The sequence below is a fragment of the Pectobacterium sp. CFBP8739 genome (assembly GCF_013449375.1).
Lineage (GTDB): Bacteria > Pseudomonadota > Gammaproteobacteria > Enterobacterales > Enterobacteriaceae > Pectobacterium.
The window spans coordinates 3,157-28,901 of the sequence record NZ_JACDRR010000035.1 but is presented as its reverse complement, the minus strand read 5'-3'; the positions used below and the strand labels follow the sequence as shown (position 1 = coordinate 28,901).

At 49.0% G+C, this 25,745-nt stretch carries 23 protein-coding genes; 7 read left to right on the top strand and 16 right to left on the bottom strand.

Annotated elements, in window-relative coordinates:
- Nucleotides 1–840: retention module-containing protein (locus H0247_RS19005; RefSeq protein WP_370463385.1), on the bottom strand; the 840-nt coding region annotated here is incomplete at its 3' end.
- Between the two features lie 389 nt (nt 841–1,229).
- Here H0247_RS19005 and H0247_RS19000 point away from each other — a divergent pair.
- The 3 genes from H0247_RS19000 (at nt 1,230) to H0247_RS18990 (ending at nt 6,286) form a co-directional block, all read left to right on the top strand.
- Nucleotides 1,230–2,582, top strand: a complete 1,353-nt coding sequence (locus tag H0247_RS19000) for a TolC family outer membrane protein (RefSeq protein ID WP_180743925.1) — start codon at nt 1,230–1,232, stop codon at nt 2,580–2,582.
- Nucleotides 2,583–2,661: 79 nt separating this feature from the next.
- On the top strand, nt 2,662–4,938 hold the full coding sequence (locus H0247_RS18995; RefSeq protein ID WP_180743924.1) for a type I secretion system permease/ATPase: 2,277 nt from the start codon (nt 2,662–2,664) through the stop codon (nt 4,936–4,938).
- Entirely contained in the window at nt 4,925–6,286 is a 1,362-nt protein-coding gene (locus tag H0247_RS18990; protein ID WP_180743923.1) for an HlyD family type I secretion periplasmic adaptor subunit, read from the top strand. Before H0247_RS18995 ends, H0247_RS18990 begins: the two co-directional genes overlap by 14 nt.
- Nucleotides 6,287–6,329: 43 nt before the next feature.
- On the opposite strand, the gene H0247_RS18985 is transcribed toward H0247_RS18990, so the two are convergent.
- Together H0247_RS18985 and pdeH are read right to left on the bottom strand one after the other, a co-directional pair.
- The gene (locus H0247_RS18985; RefSeq protein ID WP_180743922.1) at nt 6,330–7,844 is read right to left on the bottom strand and encodes a diguanylate cyclase domain-containing protein; all 1,515 of its coding nucleotides are present in this window, start codon (nt 7,842–7,844) and stop codon (nt 6,330–6,332) included.
- Between the two features lie 777 nt (nt 7,845–8,621).
- Nucleotides 8,622–9,413 carry a cyclic-guanylate-specific phosphodiesterase gene (gene pdeH, locus H0247_RS18980; protein ID WP_180743921.1) on the bottom strand — a complete coding sequence of 264 codons (792 nt, stop codon included), beginning with the start codon at nt 9,411–9,413 and terminating at the stop codon, nt 8,622–8,624.
- Between the two features lie 467 nt (nt 9,414–9,880).
- Between pdeH and H0247_RS18975 the strand changes: the two genes are divergently transcribed.
- Nucleotides 9,881–10,141, top strand: coding sequence for a YfhL family 4Fe-4S dicluster ferredoxin (locus H0247_RS18975; protein WP_180743920.1), 261 nt, complete (start codon nt 9,881–9,883; stop codon nt 10,139–10,141).
- 18 nt (nt 10,142–10,159) lie between these two features.
- On the opposite strand, the gene acpS is transcribed toward H0247_RS18975, so the two are convergent.
- The 11 genes from acpS to rpoE all read right to left on the bottom strand — a co-directional run bounded on the left by acpS (nt 10,160) and on the right by rpoE (nt 19,762).
- Complete coding sequence (gene acpS, locus H0247_RS18970) at nt 10,160–10,540, bottom strand: holo-ACP synthase (protein WP_180743919.1); 381 nt, start codon at nt 10,538–10,540, stop codon at nt 10,160–10,162.
- Complete coding sequence (pdxJ, locus tag H0247_RS18965; RefSeq protein WP_180743918.1) at nt 10,540–11,271, bottom strand: pyridoxine 5'-phosphate synthase; 732 nt, start codon at nt 11,269–11,271, stop codon at nt 10,540–10,542. The genes acpS and pdxJ overlap by 1 nt, the downstream gene beginning before the upstream one ends.
- 80 nt (nt 11,272–11,351) lie before the next feature.
- Nucleotides 11,352–12,089 (bottom strand): DNA repair protein RecO, encoded by a 738-nt coding sequence (recO, locus tag H0247_RS18960; RefSeq protein WP_180743917.1) that lies wholly within the window; start codon nt 12,087–12,089, stop codon nt 11,352–11,354.
- A gap of 11 nt (nt 12,090–12,100) precedes the next feature.
- Nucleotides 12,101–13,006 (bottom strand): GTPase Era, encoded by a 906-nt coding sequence (era, locus tag H0247_RS18955; RefSeq protein WP_015841243.1) that lies wholly within the window; start codon nt 13,004–13,006, stop codon nt 12,101–12,103.
- Nucleotides 13,003–13,683, bottom strand: coding sequence for a ribonuclease III (gene rnc, locus H0247_RS18950; RefSeq protein ID WP_010280465.1), 681 nt, complete (start codon nt 13,681–13,683; stop codon nt 13,003–13,005). Before rnc ends, era begins: the two co-directional genes overlap by 4 nt.
- Nucleotides 13,684–13,990: 307 nt before the next feature.
- Nucleotides 13,991–14,956: a signal peptidase I gene (gene lepB / locus H0247_RS18945; protein WP_180743916.1), complete on the bottom strand. Its 966-nt coding sequence runs from the start codon at nt 14,954–14,956 to the stop codon at nt 13,991–13,993.
- Nucleotides 14,957–14,972: 16 nt separating this feature from the next.
- On the bottom strand, nt 14,973–16,772 hold the full coding sequence (lepA, locus tag H0247_RS18940) for a translation elongation factor 4 (protein WP_180743915.1): 1,800 nt from the start codon (nt 16,770–16,772) through the stop codon (nt 14,973–14,975).
- A 296-nt stretch (nt 16,773–17,068) separates the two neighbouring features.
- Nucleotides 17,069–17,521 (bottom strand): SoxR-reducing system protein RseC, encoded by a 453-nt coding sequence (gene rseC, locus H0247_RS18935; RefSeq protein ID WP_180743914.1) that lies wholly within the window; start codon nt 17,519–17,521, stop codon nt 17,069–17,071.
- Nucleotides 17,518–18,480 carry a sigma-E factor regulatory protein RseB gene (rseB, locus tag H0247_RS18930; RefSeq protein WP_180743913.1) on the bottom strand — a complete coding sequence of 321 codons (963 nt, stop codon included), beginning with the start codon at nt 18,478–18,480 and terminating at the stop codon, nt 17,518–17,520. Before rseB ends, rseC begins: the two co-directional genes overlap by 4 nt.
- A complete protein-coding gene (rseA, locus tag H0247_RS18925; protein WP_180743912.1) occupies nt 18,480–19,127 on the bottom strand; it encodes an anti-sigma-E factor RseA in 648 nt (215 codons plus the stop codon). Before rseA ends, rseB begins: the two co-directional genes overlap by 1 nt.
- A 59-nt stretch (nt 19,128–19,186) precedes the next feature.
- On the bottom strand, nt 19,187–19,762 hold the full coding sequence (gene rpoE, locus H0247_RS18920) for an RNA polymerase sigma factor RpoE (RefSeq protein WP_005973561.1): 576 nt from the start codon (nt 19,760–19,762) through the stop codon (nt 19,187–19,189).
- Nucleotides 19,763–20,154: 392 nt separating this feature from the next.
- Between rpoE and nadB the strand changes: the two genes are divergently transcribed.
- Nucleotides 20,155–21,756, top strand: coding sequence for an L-aspartate oxidase (gene nadB, locus H0247_RS18915; RefSeq protein WP_180743911.1), 1,602 nt, complete (start codon nt 20,155–20,157; stop codon nt 21,754–21,756).
- A gap of 102 nt (nt 21,757–21,858) precedes the next feature.
- On the opposite strand, the gene H0247_RS18910 is transcribed toward nadB, so the two are convergent.
- Complete coding sequence (locus tag H0247_RS18910; RefSeq protein ID WP_180743910.1) at nt 21,859–22,605, bottom strand: tRNA1(Val) (adenine(37)-N6)-methyltransferase; 747 nt, start codon at nt 22,603–22,605, stop codon at nt 21,859–21,861.
- Between the two features lie 134 nt (nt 22,606–22,739).
- On the opposite strand from H0247_RS18910, the gene srmB reads away from it, so the two are divergent.
- Nucleotides 22,740–24,065 carry an ATP-dependent RNA helicase SrmB gene (srmB, locus tag H0247_RS18905; protein ID WP_180743909.1) on the top strand — a complete coding sequence of 442 codons (1,326 nt, stop codon included), beginning with the start codon at nt 22,740–22,742 and terminating at the stop codon, nt 24,063–24,065.
- Between the two features lie 56 nt (nt 24,066–24,121).
- On the opposite strand, the gene grcA is transcribed toward srmB, so the two are convergent.
- Nucleotides 24,122–24,505, bottom strand: a complete 384-nt coding sequence (gene grcA / locus H0247_RS18900; RefSeq protein WP_180743908.1) for an autonomous glycyl radical cofactor GrcA — start codon at nt 24,503–24,505, stop codon at nt 24,122–24,124.
- A 373-nt stretch (nt 24,506–24,878) separates the two neighbouring features.
- On the opposite strand from grcA, the gene ung reads away from it, so the two are divergent.
- A complete protein-coding gene (gene ung / locus H0247_RS18895; protein WP_180743927.1) occupies nt 24,879–25,565 on the top strand; it encodes a uracil-DNA glycosylase in 687 nt (228 codons plus the stop codon).
- The last annotated feature ends 180 nt before the right edge of the window (nt 25,566–25,745 follow it).

Sequence of the window (25,745 nt, the reverse complement as noted above, 5' to 3'; positions counted from 1 at the left end):
GACGTTATCCGACGTGACATTGTCGATTGTAATCGAGGCCACAGGAGGCAGAGTATCGACCGTTACTGCTTCACTTCCACCTGTTCCAGGGATGCCTGCGGCATCGGTGTAACTGCCATCAGGGATGCTGACCCGAACTTCGCCCTCAAAATTGGCGGCAGGCGTTAATGTCGCCGTCCAGCGGGTGAGATCGTTAGGATCTTGCACCAGATTCGTTACTGAACCGTTTGTTACGGTGATATCTGTGAGGTCAAAACCAACGGGCGGTTTTGTAAAAACGAAACTTATTGTGCCATCACTGTTTATGACAAGAGTGACAGAGGGAGGTGTAGTATCGGTAGTATCCGCGGCGGCAGTGAGCAGCGTGGATGAATCGACGCCATCCAGAACGGACGAGGCACGGTCAGTAAACGATAGGCCTGCGGTATCATACCCAATCGGGGTCGTCACAACCTCGGCTGTCAAGTTCAAAACGACCGCGGGATTGAAGTGCCCGCCGCCGCCGTCACCCGCATCTCCGGTGCTGTCATTACCTGCGGCAGTCGCTTCAAGCACCTGTGTCGGGTCAGCGCCCTGAGCGATAGCATCTTGTATCGCGGCGACATCATTGGCGACATCTGCACTGCTCTGAGAAGACGCACTGCTGACATCGCTCCAGCGGCTATCACGCCCCAGATCCAATGTTTTACCATCCGGTAATGTGATTGAAACCGCACCATTAGCACCGGTCACAACCTCTTCACCGCTGTAAATCCGATCGCCGGCAACCAGTAGTCTCTGGCTCCCATCAAGCGCGACGATAAAAACCTGTCCAATAACGAATTTAATGACGCCAATCACACCGTTCAAAATACTTTCTCCTTGATATCTATAATTATTTTTATAATGTGGCGATATTGCGGCTATAGATTTTTGCTATCATCCTGATAAGGCTGATTTGCTGTGTGTCGTCCTGACATTTTATTAAAAAAAGCGTTACGATAGTGTTGTCGTGATGCGTCAAACGCTTGACTCAATGCACGATATAATAAAAAATTCAGAATATTCTTTCCAGAACTTTACTTATTTAGAGTAAGCCCCACTTTTTCGCTCTGGACGGCTCAGGGAATAAAATTAACATTTTGATATAAAAGGAATAAAAGCAAATCAATTCGTTAAGCGTTTACATAACACTCAAACACTTTAATAGGAATAATCACAAATAAAGTTTTTGTGAAGGAAAACTGCTGATGATGCGTAGATACAATTTTGCTTTATTGCCTTTTATTATCGTTTTTTCCACAGCGACGTATGCCGAGACGATCCAGGAAGCCATTAAAAGCACGCTCTATACCCATCCCGAAGTTAGCGCCTCCATTAACAGTCGTTTTTCTGCCGAGCATGATTTGCGTGCGGCAAAAGGCGGATATTTTCCCTCCATAACGTTGAGTGCTGGTGTTGGCCGCGAAGAAACTGATAGCCCCTCAACACGAGCCAGCATCAATAAACGCGTTGAACTCAGCCGTCAGGAATCGAGCATTAATCTAAGTCAGACGGTGTTTGACGGTTTCGCCACTTCAAGCGAGGTTGGCAGACAACGCGCCACGGTCAATTCACGCGCCTATAAAGTATTAAATACCAGTGAGTCGACAGCGCTAGATACCGTTCAGGTTTATCTCAATGTGTTACAGCGTCAGGAATTCGTCCGTCTGGCGCAAGCCAATCTGGCAAGCCACGAGCGTATTTACGATCAAATCAGGCTACGTAGCGAACAGGGCGTTGGCCGACTGGCCGATTTGGATCAGGCCGAAGCACGTCTTGCGCAAGCGCGTAACAACGTGCTGACAGAACAAACCAATCTGGACGATGCAAAAATTAACTACATGAGCATTGTGGGTAAAGTGCCGGATAATTTGGTGATGCCCGATGCTTCTGCGATAAAACTCCCCGCTTCGCTGGAGGAAGCCCAGCGCATCATGCTGGCTAACAGCCCAGCGCTGAAATCCGCAGAGTCAGATATTGAAGCTACACAGCAACAATATGAGGCTTCAAAGTCAACATTTTATCCACGCCTCAACGTTGAACTCTCTCGTACGATGGATAACAACGTTGACGGGACGCGTGGCCAAAACAATGAATGGCAGGCGATGGTGCGGATGCGCTACAACCTGTATGAAGGCGGTAGCAGCAAGGCGAATATGGAATCAAAAGCCTATCAGGTAAAAGAAGCGCAGGATGTGCGAAATAATGCCCTGCGCCTGCTGAGCGAAGAACTAAAACTAGCCTGGTCAGCGTTAAATAACTCGCGCCAACAGTTACCGATCGCCGCCGAGTATGCCGACCGCAGTATGAAAGTGCGTACCGCCTATCAAAAACAATTTGGCCTGGGGGAAAGAACGTTATTGGACTTGCTGGACAGTGAAAACGAGCTGTTCACCGCACAACGCCGTCTGGTCGAGGTTCGCTTCACTTCACTCTATACCGAATACCGGATCGCATCACGCATGGGAGAGCTATTAAATCGTTTGGCGATCCCAGCACCTGAGGCTGGTACCAGCTTGACAAACGTAACCACTCACGCAGAGCTGCCGAGCCTTAATTAATATATTTCATTGGTCAGACGGCGATAAATTATGGTTTATATGCGAGGGAATTACGTTGCGTAAGGGAACGTTCCGTTAAATGAAGTTGCATTCAGTACAAGAGACTCAGGGTTCTGATACATCAGTTGCCCAGGAGCCTATCACCCATGAGTCTGCTGTTGTTCATGAATCAACGGTTGTTCATGAATCAACGGCCGCTCATGAAGCGACTGCCGCGCATGAAAATAATAGTGACCCACGCAGCCGTCATGACGACCCGTTGTTGGATAGTTTACTGATCCTCTGTGCCTTACAGGGGAAATCGGTCAGCCGTACAACTCTCACCGCAGGGCTTCCCCTAGCCAACCAGCGGTTATCGGTAAAATTGCTTCCGAGAGCTGCGGCGCGCGCAGGGCTGCAAGGGCGCGTTCTCAAGCGTTCTCTGAATAAAATTTCCGCGATGTCACTCCCCGCTATGTTGCTGTTACGAGAGGGACGCGCAGCGATTCTGCTAGGCTGGAATGCTGACGGCAGCGCACGCCTGATGCCCAGCGAAACAGAAGGCGGGGAAATTTCCGTTGAGCACAATACGCTACAACAGAATTACCTCGGTCTGGTGATGTTTGCCCAACCTCGTCATCAGTTCGAACTGCAAAATCCGTCGCTGATCCCCCGTACCAAATCCTGGTTCAAGGATACGCTTAAGCTTTCACGTTCACTCTATCTCGACGCCATTCTAGCCACTCTGCTGGTGAACATTATCGCGCTTGCTACGCCGCTGTTCGTGATGAATGTCTACGATCGGGTTGTGCCCAATCAGGCAACAGCGACATTGTGGGTGCTAGCTATCGGCGTTACCGGCGCCTTTGTTTTCGATTTGATACTCAAAACGCTGCGCGGCATTTGCCTCGACATGGCGGGCAAAAAAACCGATCTGATTATTTCCGCGACGCTATTTGAACGTATTACCGGTATGTCGATGAAGGCTCGGCCACCACGGGTTGGTAGCTTCGCGCAGAATATTCATGAATTTCAATCGCTCAGAGATTTCCTTTCCTCACTGACGCTAACGACGCTGATCGATTTTCCTTTTACGCTGCTTCTGCTGTTGGTTATCGGCATCATCGGCGGCCCACTGGTCTGGGTTTCCATCCTCGCCTACCCTATCACCCTGTTGGCGAGTTGGGCGATGCAAAAGCCGCTATCCGCCACCATTGAAAAAACGATGCACCTTGCCAGCGAGCGGCAGGCTACGCTGATCGAAACGCTGAGCTGTCTGGATGCAATCAAGGTTAATAATGCGGAAAGTGAACGTCAGCACCAATGGGAACAAACCATTGGCAGCCTGAGCAAGCTGGAAATGCGGGCCAAGGCGCTGTCTTCACTAGCGGTAAACCTGACGCAATGGTTCCAGCAATTTGCCGGCGTTGCCATGATTGTCGTCGGCGTCTACATGCTGATTAACGGTAATCTCAGTATGGGTGGGCTGATTGCCTGTTACATGCTGAACGGCAGAGCGCTTATGCCGCTGGGTCAACTGTCGGGTTTGGTCAGCCGTTATCAGCAGGCGCGTTTGACGATGCAAACCACCGAACAAATGATGCAGTTGCCGCAAGAGCGTAGCGATAACGAACGTCCGCTGAAGCGTGAGAGCATCCGGGGCGGTATCGAATTTCGTGATGTGACGTTCAATTATCCAGAACAAAAAACTAGTTCGCTGCAAGGCATCAGCCTGACCATCGCTCCCGGCGAGAAAGTCGGCGTTATTGGTCGTAGTGGGTCAGGCAAAAGCTCGCTGCAAAAACTGATAGTGAACCTCTATCAGCCTAATACCGGTAATATTCTGATCGACGGCGTCGATGCCCGTCAGTTGGATGTCAGCGATTTACGCCATAATATCGGCTATGTTCCTCAAGATATTCAGCTGTTTAGTGGTTCACTGCGCAATAACCTGATTAGCGGCGCACGCTATGTCGAAGACGAAGCGATGCTACGAGCCGCAGAGATTTCAGGGGTGAACGAATTTGCCCGTCTGCATCCGGATGGCTACAACCTTCAGGTTGGCGAACGCGGTCAACAGCTCTCCGGCGGGCAGCGTCAGGCTGTCGCGATAGCCAGAGCGCTGTTGCTCGATCCGCCGATTCTGGTGCTGGATGAGCCCACCAGTTCGATGGATAACACCAGTGAAGATCGGTTAAAGCAGGCTTTGGCCCCCGTCATTGCGGAAAAAACGCTTTTACTGGTTACCCATCGGGTTTCCATGCTGGCACTCGTCGATCGTTTAGTGATCGTCGATAAAGGCAAAATTATCGCGGATGGGCCGAAGGCCATCGTGATGGATGCGTTGAAGAAGGGGCAGATCAATGCGTCTCGGTAAATATATCAAACGAATCAAACGCTATTTTGTCGGCGGAGATGAAGAAAGCCTGCAAACGATGCCCGAAGTAAGCCGTGCAATGGTTGAAGATTCTCCACGTTCTATTCGCTTTACACTATGGGCCATCGGCGCTTTTTTCCTGTTTTTCATCCTGTGGGCCGGGCTGGCGGATATTGATGAAGTCACACGGGGTGACGGTAAAGCCATCCCTTCTTCCCGATTGCAAAAAATCCAAAACTTGGAAGGTGGAATCGTCACGGAAGTGTTCATTCGTGAAGGGCAGGTCGTCAATGCAGGCGATCCTTTGCTGCGCCTTGATGATACGCGTTTTGCTTCCAACGTCGGTGAAACCGAGGCCGATCGGCTTGCACTGCTATCACGCATTGAGCGCCTGAACGCCGAAATCAACGATCGGGAGCTGGTGCTTTCGGAAGAAATTACAACGCAAGCGCCTAAAATCGCGGCAGGCGAAAAAGAGCTGTATAACAGCCGTCGCCAGCAACTCCACAATGAAGTGTCCGGTTTGGAAGAGCAGTTGATCCAGCGTCGCCAGGAACTGAGAGATTTCTCAGCCAAGGAAATTCAGTTCCGCAATAGTCTGGGCCTGCTTCAACAAGAAATTAAAATGTCAGAACCGCTGATCGCAGAAGGTGCAATTTCTAAAGTAGAAGTTTTACGCCTGCGCCGCGCAGAGGTCGAAACCCGTGGTCAGCTTGATTCCATCAAGCTCTCGATCCCGCGGGCGGAGTCTGCGATTAAAGAGAGCGAGAATAAAATAGAGGAAACGCGAAGCCGTTATAAAAGCGAAGCGTTATCTCAGTTAAGTGAAGCACAAACCAACCTGAACAAAATCGAAGCCACGGGTAAAGCACTTGAAGACCGGGTAAACCGAACGCTGGTCGTCTCCCCTGTTCGCGGTATCGTGCAGCAGGTTCTGGTGAATACCATTGGCGGAGTGATTCAACCAGGTAGCGATCTGGTGGAAATTGTGCCACTGGACGACAACCTGCTGGTAGAAGCCAGAATTCGTCCACAGGATATTGCGTTTTTGCACCCAGGTCAGGATGCCGTAATAAAATTAACGGCCTACGACTACACTATCTATGGCGGTTTAAAAGGCCAGTTGGAACAAATCAGTCCGGACACCGTAACCGATAAAGAAGGGAACAGCTTTTATATTATTCGTTTACGGACTGATAGGAATTATTTAGGCTCAGCCGATAAGCCACTTCTTGTCATTCCAGGCATGGTGGCCTCTGTTGATATAATAACGGGAAAGAAAACGATCCTCAGCTATTTGTTAAAACCGATTATTCGGGCAAAAGCAGAGGCTCTACGAGAGAGATAATAAAAAAGGCGCCCAACAGAGCGCCTTTTTTCTATTCCATTTATCAATGATCGTTCATATTGTGATAAATCTGAGTTTGACTACGTCCCATAGCTTTAGCCTGATACATGGCAGAATCAGCATTAATTGCCAATGTCAGAGAGTCAGCACCGTGTTCTGGATACAACGCAATCCCGATACTGCATGATATATCGAGCGTTTTCCCATCGATCTCAAAAGGCTTGTTCAAGGCGTTATGAATTTTATCTGCAACATAAAGCGTATTGTCAATTTCCTTAATCCCCTGAAGCAGAATAATAAATTCGTCACCGCTGCGGCGATATACCGTATCCGAATCACGAACCGCAGCGCGCATACGCGCCGCCGCTTCTTTCAAGAGTAAATCGCCAACAGCATGTCCGAACGAGTCATTTATCTGTTTAAATTTATCGAGATCCAGGAACATCAGCGCAATTTTCCTGCCCGTTTGTTTGGATAACTGAATCGCCTGTTCCATCTGCTCGGCAAACGTCAAGCCATTAGCCAATGACGTTAATGAGTCATAGTGCGCCAGTTGACGATAGTGTTCCTCGCTGCGCCGCAGCATATCAATAGCATGATACCGTTCTATAGCGATCGCAATCAGCTGTGCCGATTTCTCAATAGAGAAAATTTCCTCTTCAGTCGGGACATACACTTTGCGATGGTAAACGCTTAAAACACCTAATATTTCTTTGTTCTGACCGATGATAGGTTCAGACCAGCAGGAACGCAGCCCAGCATATAATGCGAGCCCTTTGTATAACGACCAATGCGGATGGACAGAAATATCGTCAGCAATGACGCGCTTTCCGGTATAGGCAGCGGTACCAAAAGAAGCCACACCATCAGCAATTTTCACATTGTGAATGGCATTTTTATAAAAGCCCGGCAAACTCGGCGCCGACCCAAGTGTCAGGCATTTTTTGTCTTTATCGACCAACAGGACAGAGCAAACGATACGGCCAGGATTTTTTTCCTCGACACTGAAAATGATCGCATCCAAAATATCTTTCAGCGGCGCGCCACTTGATAACAGCTCTAGCGCACGATTGTATGAATTATCATGATGTTCCTGCGATTTTCGTTCAGTGATATCTAACTTAACACCAACATATTGGGTTGCGTTACTCGCCTTATTATATATTTTAACGATATTGGCCTTTTCCCAATACAACTGCCCATCTTTACGCCGGTTAACGAACTCACCACTCCAAATATTACCTTTATTTATGGTAGACCACAGATCTTCATAGACGCTGGCGTTAGTCATACCCGAGTTTAATATATTCGTTTTCTTGCCAATAACCTCATCCGGCATATAGCCTGACATGGTAATAAACTGACGATTGACGTAAATAATTTCACAATTTTCATCTGCGATCATAATTGAAGCAGGGCTATATTCCATCGCAAAGAAAGTCATGTTGAGGAAATCTTGTTTTTTCTGCTCAGTTCTAAACTTTTGTTTAATTTTTCTATTTTTTACAGAAGAAAACAATAACAACAGCAATAGCAAGGTTATTATAATTTCATACACAATAACACTCTCCTCAGGCCCGAGTGGTCCTGATCGTACAAATCACAACGCTGATGACGAAAAATCCCGGTAACAAACCCCTACCCCATCGATTTTCGGGACTGGTGCATTTCCGGAGAGCAGAAAGGATGAAAGAAAAAACGCTCCATGAAGCAGGAGTATTTAGAAACATAGCAACGTCAGCATAAAGCCCTCGCATATGACTGTGCGCAGATAAAAACAACAAATTCAAAAGAGTATCTTAATTTAATAGTAGTAATTGTTCGGGTTATAAGCTTCTCTAATGGAATAAAAAATATTCCTAATGGTACATAACGATATATTCTGAACATCAATTTTTTGTAAGCAAATCAATTATACCAATAAGTATCATTGTTTTAATCAACAAAATCTATCACAAAATGATTTTTGATCGTTAACAGTAAACATTATATTTTTTTACCATTAAAAATCAAATAATTAAAAGAAAAAAATAAAATCATTAACGCAAACGTTTGATTATATATGTCATGATTTGATGCAGAGTCAGCAGTCGCTCTCCTTATCATTTCTTTAAAATTAAATACTGCCATAACAAATAAAAAAGAATTAAACAGCAAAAATGAAACAAAAATCAGCATTACACGTTGTAGACTAGAGGGAGTCACTGAAGAGGTGATGTCTTGTACGGTTATGACATATTAGGAAGTATGATGAATAAATATGGCGGGAAAGAATGAGAGGACGTATAGCAGTGCGTTAATACAAAAAGTGATAGCCTAAACAACAGGTTACCCTCTAAAGTTCTAGCTTCAGCGCCTCAAAGTTCTCAAATGGCTGAGGCCGCGAGAGATAGTACCCTTGGGCGGCGTAAGCATGCGATGCCTGAACAATTGCCCACTCCTCCTTAGTTTCGATCCCCTCAATCACAACATAGTTGCAAAAACGCGATAGCAAGGCGATCAACGCAGGAAACACGGTCTTCCCTTCGCCACTCTGTTGCAGGAGAATAAAAAGCTCACGTGCCACTTTAATGCAATCGTATTGAGCCAGCATCAGTGATGAAAAATTCGCCATGCCACAGCCGAAATCATCCAACCACAGTGTTTGCGCTTCAGGGAGTTTGGTTAATATTTCTTTTGGCAACCCCCCCTGATTTTCGACCATTTCAAAACGAATCCAGGGCATTGCCGCGATCAGGCGTTTGGCTTCACGATTATTTTGCAGCGCCAGTAGCGTCATACCATCAATATTGACGGAGGCAAAAAGATCGTCACGAGTAAATCGAAAACTCCACTCAGATAAAAGTTGCAGTTGTTCTACAATAATTAACAGGCGGGTTTGAACATCAATATTCGCGAAGTATTTTTCAGGAGAGATGAATTTTTGCGGCAGGGTAGGAGAAAAAACAGAAGTCAGTAGCTCAATAGCCATTAATTTACCTGATGTTCGATAAATTGGCTGAAAAGTATACCGCCGTTGACATTTATGCCAGTAATCAGCGCTTAATGACTCCTCGCTTCCCTGTTGGAAAAATCCTGCCCCAACCTGATTAAGATGACCTTCCTGCTGCACTATGCGTTCCGCCATTAAACTGACACTATTAATTATAAAATTATATCATATGGACATGTACCATCATCGACTCTCCAGATGCAAACTTCATCGGAAATACCGATTAAATCAATGTCCATTGATATGACAAAAATAAGTGGTTCAATATCACAACTAAATTTATTTAAATTGTAAATCAATAAATTAAAAAAAAAACACAGTCGCATTGGCTGATTCGTACAGTCTAAAGCATACGGATGAAACCAATTTAACGAAAAGATGGTAATTTTACCCTGTAACCTCACTATTTATGCAGCCAATAAGCGACATGCCGAGGGCACCTGGGAATACACAACCCACACAGCCAACCGTTCGGAAAAAGAGCACATAAAAAGCAACCGGAACCGATTCGGCAGTATATTGTCTCTCAATGACGGTTACGCGTGTTTAAACGCGCCCCAGCGGGTATAATCTGCGCCCTGTTTGTAAGGTAGAAGAACATCATGGCGTTACTCATCACCCATAAATGCATCAACTGTGACATGTGTGAACCTGAATGCCCTAATCAGGCCATCTCCATGGGCATGGACATTTATGAAATTGATACCACTCGCTGTACGGAGTGCGTTGGCCACTATGACACGCCGACGTGTCAGAAAGTCTGCCCGATCGACAACACGATCGTTAAAGATCCAAACCATGTTGAAGGTAATGAACAGCTGTGGGAAAAATATGTGCTCATGCACCATGCCGACAGAATTTAAGCATCCAGTTACAGATAATCAGCTTTCGACAATCACCGTCGCACAGGCATAGCGTCTTTCGTCAGCCAACGTCACATGAACGTGTCTGACGCCCATCTGTTCAGCTAGCTCTGCCGCTTTAGCAAAAAATCGCAAACAAGGCTTCCCTAGTTCATCATTAAAAACTTCAAACTGGTTAAACGCGAGCCCGTTGCGAATGCCGGTCCCGAAGGCTTTTGCTGCGGCTTCTTTTACGGCAAAACGTTTGGCAAGGAAACGGGCTGGTTGTTGATGCTGGTGATAATGTTCCCATTCCGTATCCGTCAGAACGCGGCGAGCTAATCGCTCGCCTGAACGTTCAATCACCGCTTCAACACGAGCGATCTCGACAATATCCGTTCCGAGCCCAAGAATTGCCATCAGCGTCGCGCTTCCCGCATCAAACTTTTCATTTCGGCAACCGCATCTTTCAGCCCGCTCATCACCGCACGTCCGATAATCGCATGCCCGATATTTAATTCGTGCATTTCCGGTAGTGCCGCAATCGGCTGAACGTTATGGTACGTCAAACCGTGACCGGCATTGACTTTCAGCCCCTTCGCCGCAGCATAAGTCGCCGCATCACGAATGCGCTCAAACTCATGTTGGCGCGCTTCATCATCTGGCGCATCGGCATACGCCCCGGTATGAATTTCGATATAAGGCGCACCACTGGCAACAGCAGCATCAATTTGCCGTTTATCCGCATCAATAAAGAGTGAAACCAGTATGTTAGCCTGACTGAGCCTAGCAACCGCGTTATTGATTTTTTCCTGTTGCCCCGCGACATCCAGCCCACCTTCTGTTGTCACTTCCTGGCGTTTTTCCGGCACCAGACAACAAAAATGCGGCTTTACCTCACAGGCAATGTCCAGCATTTCTTCCGTGACTGCCATTTCAAGGTTCATGCGAGTTTGGAGCGTTTCTTTCAGGATCCGCACATCACGATCCGTAATATGGCGACGATCTTCACGTAAGTGCACCGTGATGCCGTCCGCGCCCGCTTGCTCAGCGACAAAAGCCGCCTGAACAGGATCGGGATACGCCGTTCCACGCGCATTACGCAGCGTTGCAATGTGATCGATGTTAACGCCAAGCAGCAGTTCAGCCATGATAAATCCTCGGTAAAGTCATGCACGTTACGTGGCAGTTTACACCGATGTCACAGCGTCAGGGTACAGAGGAGACGGGATTATTTATCAGAAGGTGTGGGTTTGGACAAATTAGCAGCAGGAACAAACTGGCGGAACAGTTCGCGACTTTTCAGCGGTTTTCCCCCCAGATAGGGCTTTAACGCGATGCGGGTGAAACGCTTTGCCGCCTTCAGTGTGCCACTGTCAGGAAATTCACGCGATGCCAGAGAGCGTAGCTCATGCCCGGTAAAACTTTTATTATCGACAACCAGACTGGCAATAAATCCCCTCTCCTCTCGATACTGATAAGTCATGGTATCTGCCACGGGCTCACCACTACCAGCACAATGCAGGAAATCCACGCCGTACCCCAGATAGCCCAATAACGCTAATTCAAAGCGTCTTAATGCGGGTTCAGGAGAGGGATCCTGTGCAGCAAGATGTTGTAAACAGTGGAGATAATCGAAGAAAAGAGCGGAGTAATTGGTTTCATGTTCCAGCACGCGGGATAGCAGTTCGTTAACGTATAAACCGCTATAAAGCATCGAGCCAGTCAGTGGTAGCGCGAGCGAGACAGGCTCGGCGCTGCGTAATGTTTTCACTTCTCCCCGGCCACTCCAGCGCACCAACAGCGGAGTGAAAGGCTGTAAACAGCCTTTCAGGCTAGAGCGTCGTGCTCGCGCGCCTTTGGCAAGCACACGAACTCGACCATCGCTTTCACTAAACAGATCCAGCAATAAGCTAGTTTCGCTATAAGGTCGCCCATGCAAGACAAATGCGCGCTGCCAGCCTTCCATCGGCGTGAACCTTACAGGTCTTCGCTATAACCCAAGCTGCGCAGGGCACGTTCGTCATCTGCCCAGCCGGATTTCACTTTAACCCACAGCTCAAGGTGCACCTTGGCCTCGAACATCTCTTCCATATCCTGACGAGACTCAATACCAATGGTTTTAATTTTGGCGCCTTTATTGCCAATGACCATCTTTTTCTGGCCTTCACGCTCAACCAGGATCAGGCCATTGATATCATAACCGCCGCGTTCGTTCGTCACGAAACGTTCGATTTCGACCGTGACGGAATACGGCAATTCTTCACCCAAGAAGCGCATCAGTTTTTCACGGATAATTTCCGATGCCATAAAACGCTGTGAGCGATCGGTAATGTAATCTTCTGGGAAGTGGTGCGTTGCCTGCGGTAAGTGTTTACGCACAATGCTGGCAATCGTATCGACATTCGTCCCCTTTTCAGCCGAGATTGGAACAACATCAAGGAAGTCCATCTGTTGGCTGAGGAACTGGATATGCGGCAGCAGTTTGGTTTTATCCGTGACGTTATCAACTTTATTGATCGCTAACAGCACAGGGAGTTTTTGATCGCGCAGCTTGTTCAATACCATTTCATCGTCGTCGTTCCAGTGTGTCCCTTCAACAACAAAAATGATCAGTTCAACATCACCGATTGAACTGCTGGCGGCGCGGTTCATCAGGCGGTTAATCGCCCGTTTTTCTTCAATGTGCAACCCTGGCGTATCCACATAAATAGCCTGATACGGCCCTTCGGTGTGAATGCCCATGATGCGGTGCCGCGTCGTCTGGGGCTTACGTGACGTAATAGAGATCTTCTGCCCCAGTAATTGATTCAATAACGTCGATTTACCGACGTTTGGTCGACCAACAATCGCGATAAAACCGCAGTGTGTCTGTACTTCGCTCATTCAAGCTCCAGTTTTTTCAACGCTTGTTCAGCCGCAGCCTGTTCGGCTTTACGACGGCTCGATCCTGTACCAATGACCGACTCGCTAAAGCCGCTCACCTGACAGTGGATAGTAAACTCCTGATCATGTGCTTCCCCACGAACCTGCACCACCAGATAGGTTGGTAGAGGTAGGTGACGCCCTTGCAGAAACTCCTGCAACCGCGTTTTCGGATCTTTTTGCTTATCGCCGGGACTGATTTCATCCAGACGCGTTTGATACCAATTCAGGATCAAACGTTCGATGGTCTGAATGTCGCTGTCGAGGAAAATGCCGCCGATCAGCGCTTCGACCGTATCAGCCAAGATCGATTCGCGACGGAAGCCGCCGCTTTTTAATTCACCGGGGCCAAGACGCAGGCACTCTCCCAGTTCGAATTCACGTGCAATTTCCGCCAGCGTATTTCCTCGGACCAGCGTCGCCCGCATCCGGCTCATATCCCCTTCATCAACCTTGGGAAAACGATGATACAGCGCATTGGCGATCACAAAACTCAGGATGGAATCACCCAGGAATTCGAGTCTTTCATTGTGTTTGCTGCTGGCGCTACGATGCGTCAACGCCTGTAACAAAAGCTCGTACTGCTGAAAAGTATAGCCCAGCTTTCTTTGTAAACGATTTATCAGGATGGGATTCATGTGTTACCAATAGATCAACGATGCGTCAAAAACAGCAGCATACGGAACAGCCCTGCTTACCAATGCGGCCAAAACTGTTTCGTTTGCATTGGCTCCCACAAGGGAGCCTGCCTTTCAGCCCATCATACTTCGCGTTGCCTGTTCGTTAGCGTTGTGCAAACGGACACATTTTGCTCTGCAACTCGCATTATTTAGGGCATGTTCTTTCAAAAAGAGCGTTTCAAAAAATATTCTACAACGGACAGCATCAGAATGCTGCCTGTATCTTATTTTGCTGAATGCTTACTTTAGTTAATGCTTACTTTGGTTAATGAATGGCACCAATCCGACTCAAACGAACACCGGTGGGCCATTCACCTTCCTGTTTCTCAAAGCTCATCCAGATCGCGGTGGCTTTACCGACCAGATTTCTCTCCGGCACAAAACCCCAGTAGCGACTATCCAGACTGTTGTCACGGTTATCACCCATCATGAAGTAGTGCCCTGTGGGAACCACCCATGTTGCAAGCTGCTGCTGCGATTGCTGGTAATAACCACCGAGCTGATCCTGCTGGCCAGGCACCAGAAGAATATTGTGCGTTACATTGCCCAGTGATTCTTTGCGCGTGCCCATGCGGACGCCATCCACACTGTTGTCATTAGCCGGAACCTGATAAAAACCGCTGCGCGATCCCAATCCAGGTTGGTTAAAGGTCTGAACAAAATCGCTAGGCTGTACGTTACTGTATGTGACCGCCAGCGCCGTGTCGCACGCCTGTTGTCCCTGACAGGATGGACGAATCGTCACCTGCTTGGTCATCGGGTTATAGCTGACGCGATCGCCCGGTACGCCCACCACTCGTTTGATGAAATCCACTTTAGGGTCGGACGGATATTTAAACACCACCACGTCGCCGCGCTTCGGATGTCCCGTTTCGATCAGCGTTTTTTGCGTGAAGGGTTCTTTAATGCCATAGGCAAATTTTTCCACCAGAATAAAATCGCCGATCAACAGCGTCGGCATCATCGAACCTGATGGAATTTGAAACGGCTCATAAATGAAGGAGCGCACAACCAATACCAACGCCACGACCGGGAATACTGACGCGATGGTTTCAATCCAACCAGGTTGTTGAATGGCTTTCGCTGAAACGGCACCATCAGCCAGATCGGCACCGCTCATGGCGGCAAATTTTTTCCGGCGAGCAGGTGCCCAGACAAAACGCTCTAAGCACCAGACAATCCCCGTGACCAGCGTCACCAATGCCAGAATTACGGCAAACATATTGGCCATGCCAACTCCTCAGAATTTATTTACTGTCTTTGCCGACGTGCAGAATTGCCAGAAACGCTTCTTGCGGCAGCTCGACGTTACCGACCTGCTTCATACGTTTCTTACCGTCTTTCTGTTTCTGCAACAGTTTCTTCTTACGGCTGACGTCGCCACCATAACACTTAGCCAGTACGTTTTTACGCAATTGCTTAACCGTGGAGCGTGCAATAATGTGGTTACCAATCGCAGCCTGAATCGCGATATCAAACTGCTGACGCGGAATCAGATCTTTCATTTTTTCGACCAACTCACGGCCACGATATTGTGAATTATCACGGTGCGTGATCAGTGCCAATGCATCCACACGTTCGTTGTTGATCAATACATCAACACGCACCATATCTGATGCCTGGAAGCGTTTGAAGCTGTAATCCAGCGACGCATAACCACGAGACGTTGATTTCAGGCGGTCAAAGAAATCAAGCACCACTTCCGCCATCGGAATCTCATAGGTCAGTGCAACCTGATTACCGTGGTACACCATGTTCGTCTGCACGCCACGCTTCTCAATACAAAGCGTAATCACGTTGCCCAGATACTCCTGAGGCAGCAGCATGTGGCATTCGGCGATCGGTTCGCGCAGTTCCTGAATATTATTCAGCGGCGGCAGTTTGGATGGACTATCGACGTAAACGGTTTCTTTGGCCGTCGTCTCAACTTCATACACCACCGTCGGTGCCGTAGTGATCAGATCTAGATCGTATTCACGTTCCAGACGTTCCTGAATGATCTCCATGTGCAGCAGACCCAGGAAGCCGCAGCGGAAGCCGAAGCCCAGCGCGGTAGAACTTTCTGGTTCATAGAACAAAGAAGCGTCATTGAGGCTCAGTTTGCCCAGCGCATCGCGGAATGACTCATAGTCATCTGAGCTAATTGGGAACAAGCCAGCATAGACCTGTGGTTTGACTTTCTTGAAGCCCGGCAACGCTTTTTCAGCCGGTTGACGAGCCAGCGTCAGAGTATCCCCTACCGGAGCGCCCAAAATATCTTTGATGGCGCACACCAGCCAACCTACTTCGCCACAGTTCAATACATCGCGGTCGATCTGCTTCGGTGTAAAAATACCAAGACGGTCAGCGTTATAAACCTGACCGGTACTCATCACCTTAATTTTGTCGCCTTTGCGCATCGTGCCATTTTTGATACGAACCAGCGACACAACGCCAAGATAGTTATCAAACCAGGAGTCGATGATCAGCGCCTGTAGCGGCTCATCTGGGCTACCTTCTGGCGGAGGAATATCACGCACCAAACGATCCAGAACATCCGGCACGCCAATCCCAGTTTTCGCGGAACAGCGCACGGCGTCGGTGGCATCAATGCCGACAATATCTTCAATTTCCTGAGCAACACGATCCGGGTCAGCGGCAGGTAGGTCGATTTTGTTCAGAACCGGAACCACTTCCAGATTCATATCCAACGCGGTGTAGCAGTTAGCCAGCGTTTGCGCTTCCACACCCTGCCCTGCGTCAACCACAAGCAGCGCGCCTTCGCAGGCAGCCAGCGAGCGGGAAACTTCATAAGAGAAGTCAACGTGCCCCGGTGTATCAATGAAGTTTAACTGGTAGGTTTGGCCGTCCTGCGCTTTATAATCCAGCGTGACGCTTTGCGCTTTAATCGTTATTCCACGTTCACGTTCCAGATCCATGGAATCCAGAACCTGCGCAGCCATTTCACGCTCGGTCAAACCGCCGCAAATCTGGATAATACGGTCAGATAACGTTGATTTACCGTGGTCGATATGGGCAATAATGGAGAAATTTCGTATATGCTTCATTATAAAAATTTTTCTACCTTGATATTCCTGAAATTCTTGCCGATGGGCATGCGCATAGGTGAAAACAGCAGCGATGTTATTCCACCTGAATCGCAGCATTCTACATGCGAGAAGCGTGAAAACCTAGTCATGTCCAGTGCATTCCCTTTGATTATGACGGTTTTATTTGGAATAGCAGAACAACGAGAGGAAAGCAGGAAGTAAAGTGTCATTACGTGGTAAACATCGTGTCTAAAAATCACAAACGTGTTAGCAGCGCTTCCGCACCGTGCGCCATTTACGCTCGGTTAAGCAGGTCAATTTTGTAAGAGCGTGCCAGGCAACGCAATTTGCAGGATAACGGGCTCATAACGTTTATTCTTACCCAGTTGTTTCGCCCAACGTTTCACGCCGATAAACGCCAGCCCACCGCCCAGCAGCGCGCCAATGACCGCAGCCAGATCGGTGCCAAATAACGTCTGACAGATCGCCGCACCAATCAACAACCCGACCAACGGCACGAAATAAACCAGAGCGGCAGAGAACAGCAGCCGCCCCTCAGAAATCCCCAATTCGACTTTTTGTCCGACTTCTAAAGGCCGATCGTAAGGGACATACAGCGTATTGTCGGCAGAAAGCCCAAGTTGGCTTAATAAGCCGGTTCCACACGACGAGCGGGATTTACAGCTACCGCATCCCGCGCTCGGCTCACACCGCAGCTCTGCAATGCCATCCTGCCATGAAACCACTGTCGCCCATTCTTTGATCACGGTTGCCCCTTCAAGATAATGCTGTCAGCCACCCGTTTAGCCGTAGAAGGTGGAATGTCACCGACAACGGTAATCTCGCGGTTACCTTTCATGACAGTGTGAATGGAGCGTCGCCCCGTAAGCAGCGACTGTTCTTCACTCACATCAGAAGACGGGCTAATGTTAATGGAAAAACTGAATAAACCATCGCTATACAGACGAGTTTCGATCGGAATAGATGAACCTGGCAATATTTTTTTGCTGTGTGAACGTTCTTTTATCCCAGCAGGCAACCATTCAGGCTCCCAGGTAAAATCAACTTTTTCCTCGGCAGGCGTGGGTAACACAGGGGGCAGTTTAATGCCTTCCAACGGACGCATCACGCTCACCACATCATCATCAACAATCAGCGATGTCGTTAAGAACTGTTCTAACCGCTTGTCACCGTTGCGATCCTGTAAATCGATACGCAATGGAAGTTTCGATTCTGCATCAATCCACACCATATAGCTGTAGCGTGTGCCATCGCGTGAAATGACCCGAATTCCTGATGCCAGACGATCGGCAATACGCACCCGTCCGTCGGCGGGAATGAAATCATAATAAGGCGATAGTTTCTGGAAATCGGCAAAAACCAGCGCGGGGAGAGAGTCAACGATATGATCGCTGGTGAGCGTAAATGGCTCAAAACCAGGATCGAAGTAGCTGACTTCATTACCACGCAACACGATCTCGCGTCGCGGCCCGTCCATAAACAGCAACTGCGCTAAGGAACGGTTGTTGACTACGGCATGACGATACCGTACCGATTCAAATCCTTGCAGGGTAATGTTGATAAAGGAAATTTCGTAATTCAGAGAACGAACGGCGCTGTTCATCTGTTGCAGCAACGCGCCCGGCTCAACATTCTGAGCCGGAGCGAACGTAGAATAAAACAGACTGCCAATCAGAAAACAGGCGGCGGACCAAACACGCTTCATTACCGAGGCTGCGTTCCTAATGATTGAGTACCAGGAACCTGAATAGCCGCTTGCTGATCATCCTGCGGCAGAGCGTGTTCGGCATGCAGCCGACGCTGTAATTCGTAGTCCTGCAAAATGGCGTTAAGGCGGTTGCGCTGCATATCAGATTTCTGCTGTCCGCTATGAGGGGCAACATTTTCTGACGGTACCCCCAGACTCACGGGGGAGGCGGTGCCCATAGCAGGTAAGGTACTGAACACGCCGGATTCCACAACCTGTTCGGATTCATGGCCCTGCTGGTAACTTTGTACACCGACAATCACCGCTAAAGAGACACAGGCAGCGACACCGACTTGCGTCAATTGGCTGCCCCACGGGCGGATTTTGTGCCAGAACGGCATCTTCGTCCATTCGACAGGTTGTGGCTGAGATTCAGGCTGCGCTTGTGGAACCAGACGAACAGGTTCTTTCTCGATTGCAGCAGCAACACGAGAAGCAATGTCCAGATGAATCACGTTTTCACTAACATCACCACGTAACGCATCACGAATTAGATGATAACTTTGCCAACTTTGCTGCAACACATCATCCCGTGACAATGCATTTAGCAGTTCGGAATCTACTGCTTCGCCATCCATTAAAGCGGAAAGTTTCTCTTTCTGCATACCGACACCCTTACCTTGTCAAATCCATCATTAGTCATGCGGATAGCTGAAAACGCTCGCTAGCGCTGAATAAGCGGTTGTACTTTATTATCAATCGCTTCCCGCGCCCTGAAAATACGAGAACGAACAGTACCGACGGGACAATCCATAATCACGGCAATCTCTTCGTAGCTTAAGCCGTCCAATTCGCGCAGCGTAATCGCTAAACGTAAATCTTCCGGCAAAGACTCGATAGTGCGGAAAACAATGCTTCGTAATTCCTCTGACAACATTAAATTCTCAGGGTTCGATATTTCTTTCAGTGCACCCGCATTTTCATAATTTTCCGCGTCATTCGCATCAATGTCGCTGGAAGGCGGGCGGCGGCCCTGAGCGACCAGATAATTCTTGGCCGTATTCACTGCGATACGATACAGCCATGTATAAAACGCACTATCGCCGCGGAATGACTCTAACGCGCGATAGGCTTTAATAAACGACTCCTGTACCACGTCCGGCACGTCTCCCTGAGGAACATACCGCGATACCAGGCTCGCTACCTTGTGCTGATAACGAACGACCAACAAGTTAAACGATTTTTGATCGCCTTTTTGGACTCGCTCGACCAGAACCTGATCTGCCAGTTGCTCGCTCATCCGAGGTAATCTCTACTCAAACCGTTCTCCACGCGTAAAATAATACTGCCAGCTATATAAGTCATGTTTAGAGCAAGCTCCTCATTAGAACCAAGACATCCAATAAAGTTCCGAGCTATCGTTTTTCTTTTGCTTAGCGCCGTTACTTGTCTTTGCGAGGCGTATCATGACGCATTCTCTTCATCTATTGTCTTTATCAAAAATGGTCTTCATCTGAGGCTCTACGCTCTTCTTCCTAGGATGATACGATAAATCTGGGGTAATCGCACGATTCACCCTGTCACGCCATGCGCTTATTTATAGCGTAGAGAGGGGGCTAAAAACCAATACAGCAATCAACCATTGGGTGCTAACATCGAATTTCCTCTTCTTTTTGCATCCACGACACGACCATGCAAACGACCACTGAATACGTCTGTGATGTTTTAATCATTGGCAGCGGCGCTGCCGGGCTTTCACTGGCGCTGCGTCTGGCTTCTCAGGCCAACGTGACGGTATTAAGCAAAGGCCCACTTAACGAAGGCGCGACGTTTTATGCTCAAGGCGGCATCGCAGCTGTTTTTGATGAAACCGACACGATTGACTCCCATATCGAAGATACCCTGATCGCTGGCGATGGCCTGTGTGAACGGGAAGCCGTTGAGTTTATCGCCAGTAATGCCAAACACTGCGTACAGTGGCTTATCGAACAAGGCGTGCTATTCGATACTGAAACCAGCACCAGCGGCGAAGAACGCTATCACCTCACGCGCGAAGGCGGGCATAGCCACCGTCGAATTCTGCACGCGGCGGATGCAACCGGAAAAGAAGTGGAAAATACGCTGGTGCAGAAAGCGCTATCCCATCCGAATATTCGGATTATGGAACGCTGCAACGCCGTCGATTTGATTACCTCAAATAAGCTGGGTTTGCCCGGTACACGTCGCATTGTCGGTGCTTATATCTGGAACCGTGAACGTGAGCGTGTCGAATCCTGCCGAGCAAAAACGGTAGTTTTAGCGACGGGCGGGGCATCCAAAGTTTATCAATACACCACGAATCCCGATATTTCCTCTGGTGATGGCATCGCCATGGCCTGGCGCGCGGGTTGCCGCGTGGCAAATCTGGAATTCAATCAGTTTCACCCGACCTGCCTATTCCACCCACAGGCGCGAAATTTCCTGCTGACGGAAGCGCTGCGCGGTGAAGGCGCATACCTGAAACGCCCTGACGGCACGCGTTTTATGCCCGACTTCGACGCCAGAGGCGAACTGGCTCCACGCGACGTGGTCGCCCGCGCGATTGACCATGAGATGAAACGGCTCGGCGCAGACTGCATGTATCTGGATATCAGCCACAAACCCGAAGCGTTCATCAAACAGCACTTCCCGACCATCGATGAAAAGCTACAGTCTCTCGGCATCGATCTGACGCGTGAACCGATCCCCATCGTCCCTGCGGCACACTACACCTGCGGTGGCGTGATGGTCGATCAACATGGCCGTACCGATCTTGACGGCCTGTATGCGATTGGCGAAGTCAGCTACACCGGATTGCACGGTGCGAATCGAATGGCGTCCAACTCATTACTGGAGTGTCTGGTTTACGGCTGGTCCGCCGCGGAGGATATCTTGCAGCGCTTACCGCAAATCAAAGCGGTGAAAAAATTACCGGATTGGGATGAAAGCCAGGTCGACAACTCCGACGAACAAGTCGTGATCCAGCATAACTGGCACGAGCTGCGCCTGTTTATGTGGGACTACGTTGGGATCGTGCGGACGACTAAGCGACTGGAGCGGGCACAGCGCCGTATTCATCTGCTTCAGCAGGAAATCAATGAGTATTACGCCCACTTCCGCATTTCCAACAATTTGCTAGAACTGCGTAATCTGGTGCAGGTCGCCGAACTCATCGTCCGCTGCGCGTTGGAAAGAAAAGAAAGCCGCGGGCTGCATTATACCCTGGATTATCCAGAACAATTCGACGCGCCGACGCCCACCATTTTAGTGCCATAATTTATAAAGTTATCGTTTATAGACTCATAGTTTATAGAATCATCGATTCATAGAGAATAAACCGCTCAGCAAAGGCAGACGCAGCAACAAGGCGTCTGCCATCTACATAAAGAGATAAAAATCTTTTGTTAGCTGTTGGAAAGCCGTCGAGTAACGTCTTTCTGCATCACGAATTGCCAGCGAGGCATTCACACATTCTCTTGCCTGACGAGACAACGCCAGCAAAATGCGGTGCGCGGGTTTATCTTCCTGTTCCGATACGCGAAGCTGCTGGTGAACGAACCAGTTATGCTGCTGTGCCAGCGGAATAAATTTCTCCGTAACCTGAACGGGCAGCACTACGCAAAAAAGCCCCTCAGGCACCAGCAGTTGATGCGCACAGCGCAACAGGGCGTCATGAGTTAATAAGGTGGTGTAACGCGCCTGCTCACGCTCAGCCGATCCGCAGGCAATCCCCGGCGGGAAATAAGGCGGATTGCTAATAATCAAGGAATAGTCGGCGCGTCGTGTCTCAGCAAACCCCACAATGTCCTCAGCATAGACCGTAATTCTGTCGGCCCATGGCGAAGCGGCAACGTTTTCCTTCGCCTGCTGACTCGCTGCACTATCCAGTTCGACGGCATCAATCCGAACATGCGGTTCAGAACGTTGCGCCAGCATCAGCGCGAGCAGACCGGAACCACTGCCGATATCCAGAATCCGTGTGGCGGAGCACACTGGTGTCCAGGCCCCCAGCAAAATACCGTCGGTTCCTACCTTCATGGCACAGCGATCGTGCGCCACAAAGAATTGCTTGAAGGTAAATCCATCCCGACGCAATGTCAGTTTATTATCAACCTGATGACTCATGAAAATAAGATTCCAAACGCAAACCGCAGTAGCATAGGTGAAACGTCAGTACAGGAAAAGCGCCGTTGTCTGCTTAAACAGGTGAAGAACCCGGCCAATGCGTCTATAATCGGCGCCCCAAACAGAGGTAGACCATGACTGTAACCAATTTTTCCGAGCTCGATCTTGATGAAAGCCTGTTAGACGCCCTGCGTGACATGGGCTACGAACGCCCGACCGCGATTCAGGCTGCGGCAATCCCACCGGCGATGGAAGGCCGCGACGTACTGGGTTCCGCGCCGACAGGAACCGGTAAAACCGCCGCCTATCTGCTGCCGGTTTTGCAACATCTTATCGATTTTCCTCGTAAAAAATCAGGCCCGCCTCGTATTCTGATCCTCACGCCAACCCGTGAACTCGCCATGCAGGTAGCCGATCAGGCGCGCGCGTTTGCGGCACACACGCACCTGGATGTCGCTACGATCACCGGCGGCGTGGCCTACATGAACCACGCTGAAGTCTTCAGTGAAAATCAGGATATCGTCGTCGCGACAACCGGTCGTCTGCTGCAATACATCAAAGAAGAAAACTTCGATTGCCGCGCAGTAGAAACGCTGATTCTGGATGAAGCGGACAGAATGCTGGACATGGGCTTCGCTCAGGATATTGAACACATCGCCGGGGAAACCCGCTGGCGTAAGCAAACGCTGCTCTTTTCTGCGACGCTGGAAGGGGACGCGATCAAAGATTTCGCTGAGCGTTTGCTCAACGATCCGGTTGAAATCGAATCCGATCCCTCTCGTCGGGAACGCAAAAAAATTCTGCAATGGTATTACCGCGCCGACGACATCAAACACAAAACCGCCCTGCTCTGCCATCAGCTCAAACAGCCGGATGTGACGCGTTCTATCGTTTTTGTGCGCAAACGTGAGCGTGTGCATGAGTTGGTTGCCTGGCTGCGTGAAGTGGGCATTACCGCTTGCTACCTCGAAGGCGAAATGGTGCAGGCCAAGCGTAATGAAGCAATCAAACGCCTGAGCGACGGGCGCGTCAACGTGCTGGTTGCTACGGACGTTGCAGCACGCGGCATTGATATTAACGATGTCAGCCACGTCTTTAATTTCGATTTACCGCGCACCGCGGACACCTACCTTCATCGTATCGGCCGCACAGGTCGTGCCGGTCGTAAAGGTTGTGCTATCTCTTTTGTCGAAGCGCACGATCACCTGCTACTGGGAAAAATCAGCCGCTACCTGAATGAACCGCTAAAACCGCGCGTCATTGATGAGCTTCGCCCAGCAACCAAAGCGCCAAGCGCCAAGACCACAGGCAAACCGTCGAAAAAAGTGCTTGCCGCACGCAAAGAGAAAAAAGCGAAGGAAAAAGAAAAAGTTAAGGTGAAAGTTCGCCATCGCGATAGCAAAAATATCGGTAAGCGTCGTCAGCCAACGCAGAAAGCCGATGAGCAGTCAGGCGAATAATAGTGATATAAAAAAGGGAGCCTCGGCTCCCTTTCTGCTAATGCTTGGACAACAGCTTACAGACTTTCGGTAAACGTACGGGCGATAACATCGCGCTGCTGTTCTGGCGTCAGTGAGTTGAAACGCACAGCGTAACCAGATACACGGATGGTCAGCTGTGGATATTTTTCTGGATGCTTAACGGCATCTTCCAGCGTCTCACGGCGAAGAACGTTCACGTTCAGGTGCTGACCGCCTTCCACACGCACTTCAGGTTTGATTTCCAGCGGAATTTCACGATATTCGATCTGACCCAGATCGCTCACTGGAACGATTTGATCTTCGCTATAACCTGATTTAGCACACACGCAACGCGCCTGTGATTTTTCTTCGTCCAGCAACCAGAAAGAATTGATCAGCGCGCTGTCGTTAGCCTTGGTGATTTGAATACCCGTAACCATAATTGCCTCCGTAAAACGGCGTGTTATTGTCTTAGTTAGAACTGATTTAGTTAACATCGTTATCGGTAAAAATTGACGAATTTCGTAACGATCGTATAAAACCGTTTGTATCTGCCTTCTTATATACCAGCCTGATAGCCTAGCATCCTTGACTTAAATCAATTTTAAAACCCCACCAAGCCACCACGCGGAGGCAATTTATTGTTTTATATCAATTTTACCAGAATACTAAACTGCAAATATTTTTGTAAATTTTCAATTTTTTTTCAAAAAATCCTTTTCGTCCCGAGAAAAACGGTTACGGTTTTACCTCGGCACGATAGATCGGTAAGCTACCCACAACACCATTAAACCTGTAAAAGAAGAGTGCATGATGGCGACCTCTCTCACCTGGCATGACGTGCTGGCACAAGAAAAACAGCAGCCTTATTTTATCAATACCCTTGAATTCGTTGGAAAAGAACGTGCAGCGGGTAAGACTATCTATCCCCCGCAGAAGGATGTTTTCAACGCATTCCGCTTTACCGAACTGCATCAGGTCAAAGTCGTCATTCTGGGACAAGACCCCTATCACGGCCCGAATCAGGCACACGGGCTGTCATTTTCTGTCCGCCCCGGCGTACCCGCTCCGCCTTCTCTGACCAATATTTATAAAGAATTAGCCAGCGACATCCCTGGATTTGAAATTCCACAGCACGGTTTTCTGCAAAGTTGGGCGGAACAAGGCGTTTTACTGCTCAATACCGTATTAACCGTTGAAGCCGGGCAGGCACATTCGCATGCCAATCTGGGCTGGGAAACGTTTACCGACCGTGTGATTGCGGCACTCAATGAGCAGCGGGAAGGTCTAGTCTTTCTGCTCTGGGGAGCGCATGCCCAGAAGAAAGGCAATATTATTAACCAACAGCGCCACCATATTCTGAAATCACCGCACCCTTCCCCCCTATCTGCACACCGCGGTTTCCTCGGCTGCAAACATTTTTCTCAGGCTAACCAACTTCTCGAACAGCAAGGATTATCGCCAATAGACTGGATGCCAAGGCTTCCAGAAGAGGCCTAAGCGATAACGGTTTGGTTGCCTTCACCACATGAGGGCAGCCAACGCTCTTCTACAAAGCACGCGCGGCAGGAATCGTTGATAAACGTATTGAGAAAAATAGCAAGATTGGTTGAATATCAGTGAATATCGAAAGAAATAAAAGCAGGAAATAGTGCGATGATTTGGTGGAGCTAAGCGGGA

Bases quoted from the DNA above. Each gene is read 5' to 3' on its own strand.
- era (WP_015841243.1), bottom strand. From the start codon at position 13,006: ATGAGCGAAGTACAGACACACTGCGGTTTTATCGCGATTGTTGGTCGA.
- lepB (WP_180743916.1), bottom strand. From the start codon at position 14,956: ATGGCCAATATGTTTGCCGTAATTCTGGCATTGGTGACGCTGGTCACG.
- rseB (WP_180743913.1), bottom strand. From the start codon at position 18,480: ATGAAGCGTGTTTGGTCCGCCGCCTGTTTTCTGATTGGCAGTCTGTTT.
- lepA (WP_180743915.1), bottom strand. From the start codon at position 16,772: ATGAAGCATATACGAAATTTCTCCATTATTGCCCATATCGACCACGGT.
- nadB (WP_180743911.1), top strand. From the start codon at position 20,155: ATGCAAACGACCACTGAATACGTCTGTGATGTTTTAATCATTGGCAGC.
- acpS (WP_180743919.1), bottom strand. From the start codon at position 10,540: ATGGCAATTCTTGGGCTCGGAACGGATATTGTCGAGATCGCTCGTGTT.
- grcA (WP_180743908.1), bottom strand. From the start codon at position 24,505: ATGGTTACGGGTATTCAAATCACCAAGGCTAACGACAGCGCGCTGATC.
- rseA (WP_180743912.1), bottom strand. From the start codon at position 19,127: ATGCAGAAAGAGAAACTTTCCGCTTTAATGGATGGCGAAGCAGTAGAT.
- pdeH (WP_180743921.1), bottom strand. From the start codon at position 9,413: ATGGCGGAACGCATAGTGCAGCAGGAAGGTCATCTTAATCAGGTTGGG.
- H0247_RS18990 (WP_180743923.1), top strand. From the start codon at position 4,925: ATGCGTCTCGGTAAATATATCAAACGAATCAAACGCTATTTTGTCGGC.
- rnc (WP_010280465.1), bottom strand. From the start codon at position 13,683: ATGAATCCCATCCTGATAAATCGTTTACAAAGAAAGCTGGGCTATACT.
- H0247_RS18975 (WP_180743920.1), top strand. From the start codon at position 9,881: ATGGCGTTACTCATCACCCATAAATGCATCAACTGTGACATGTGTGAA.
- ung (WP_180743927.1), top strand. From the start codon at position 24,879: ATGGCGACCTCTCTCACCTGGCATGACGTGCTGGCACAAGAAAAACAG.
- srmB (WP_180743909.1), top strand. From the start codon at position 22,740: ATGACTGTAACCAATTTTTCCGAGCTCGATCTTGATGAAAGCCTGTTA.
- pdxJ (WP_180743918.1), bottom strand. From the start codon at position 11,271: ATGGCTGAACTGCTGCTTGGCGTTAACATCGATCACATTGCAACGCTG.
- recO (WP_180743917.1), bottom strand. From the start codon at position 12,089: ATGGAAGGCTGGCAGCGCGCATTTGTCTTGCATGGGCGACCTTATAGC.
- H0247_RS19000 (WP_180743925.1), top strand. From the start codon at position 1,230: ATGATGCGTAGATACAATTTTGCTTTATTGCCTTTTATTATCGTTTTT.
- H0247_RS18910 (WP_180743910.1), bottom strand. From the start codon at position 22,605: ATGAGTCATCAGGTTGATAATAAACTGACATTGCGTCGGGATGGATTT.
- rpoE (WP_005973561.1), bottom strand. From the start codon at position 19,762: ATGAGCGAGCAACTGGCAGATCAGGTTCTGGTCGAGCGAGTCCAAAAA.
- H0247_RS18995 (WP_180743924.1), top strand. From the start codon at position 2,662: ATGAAGTTGCATTCAGTACAAGAGACTCAGGGTTCTGATACATCAGTT.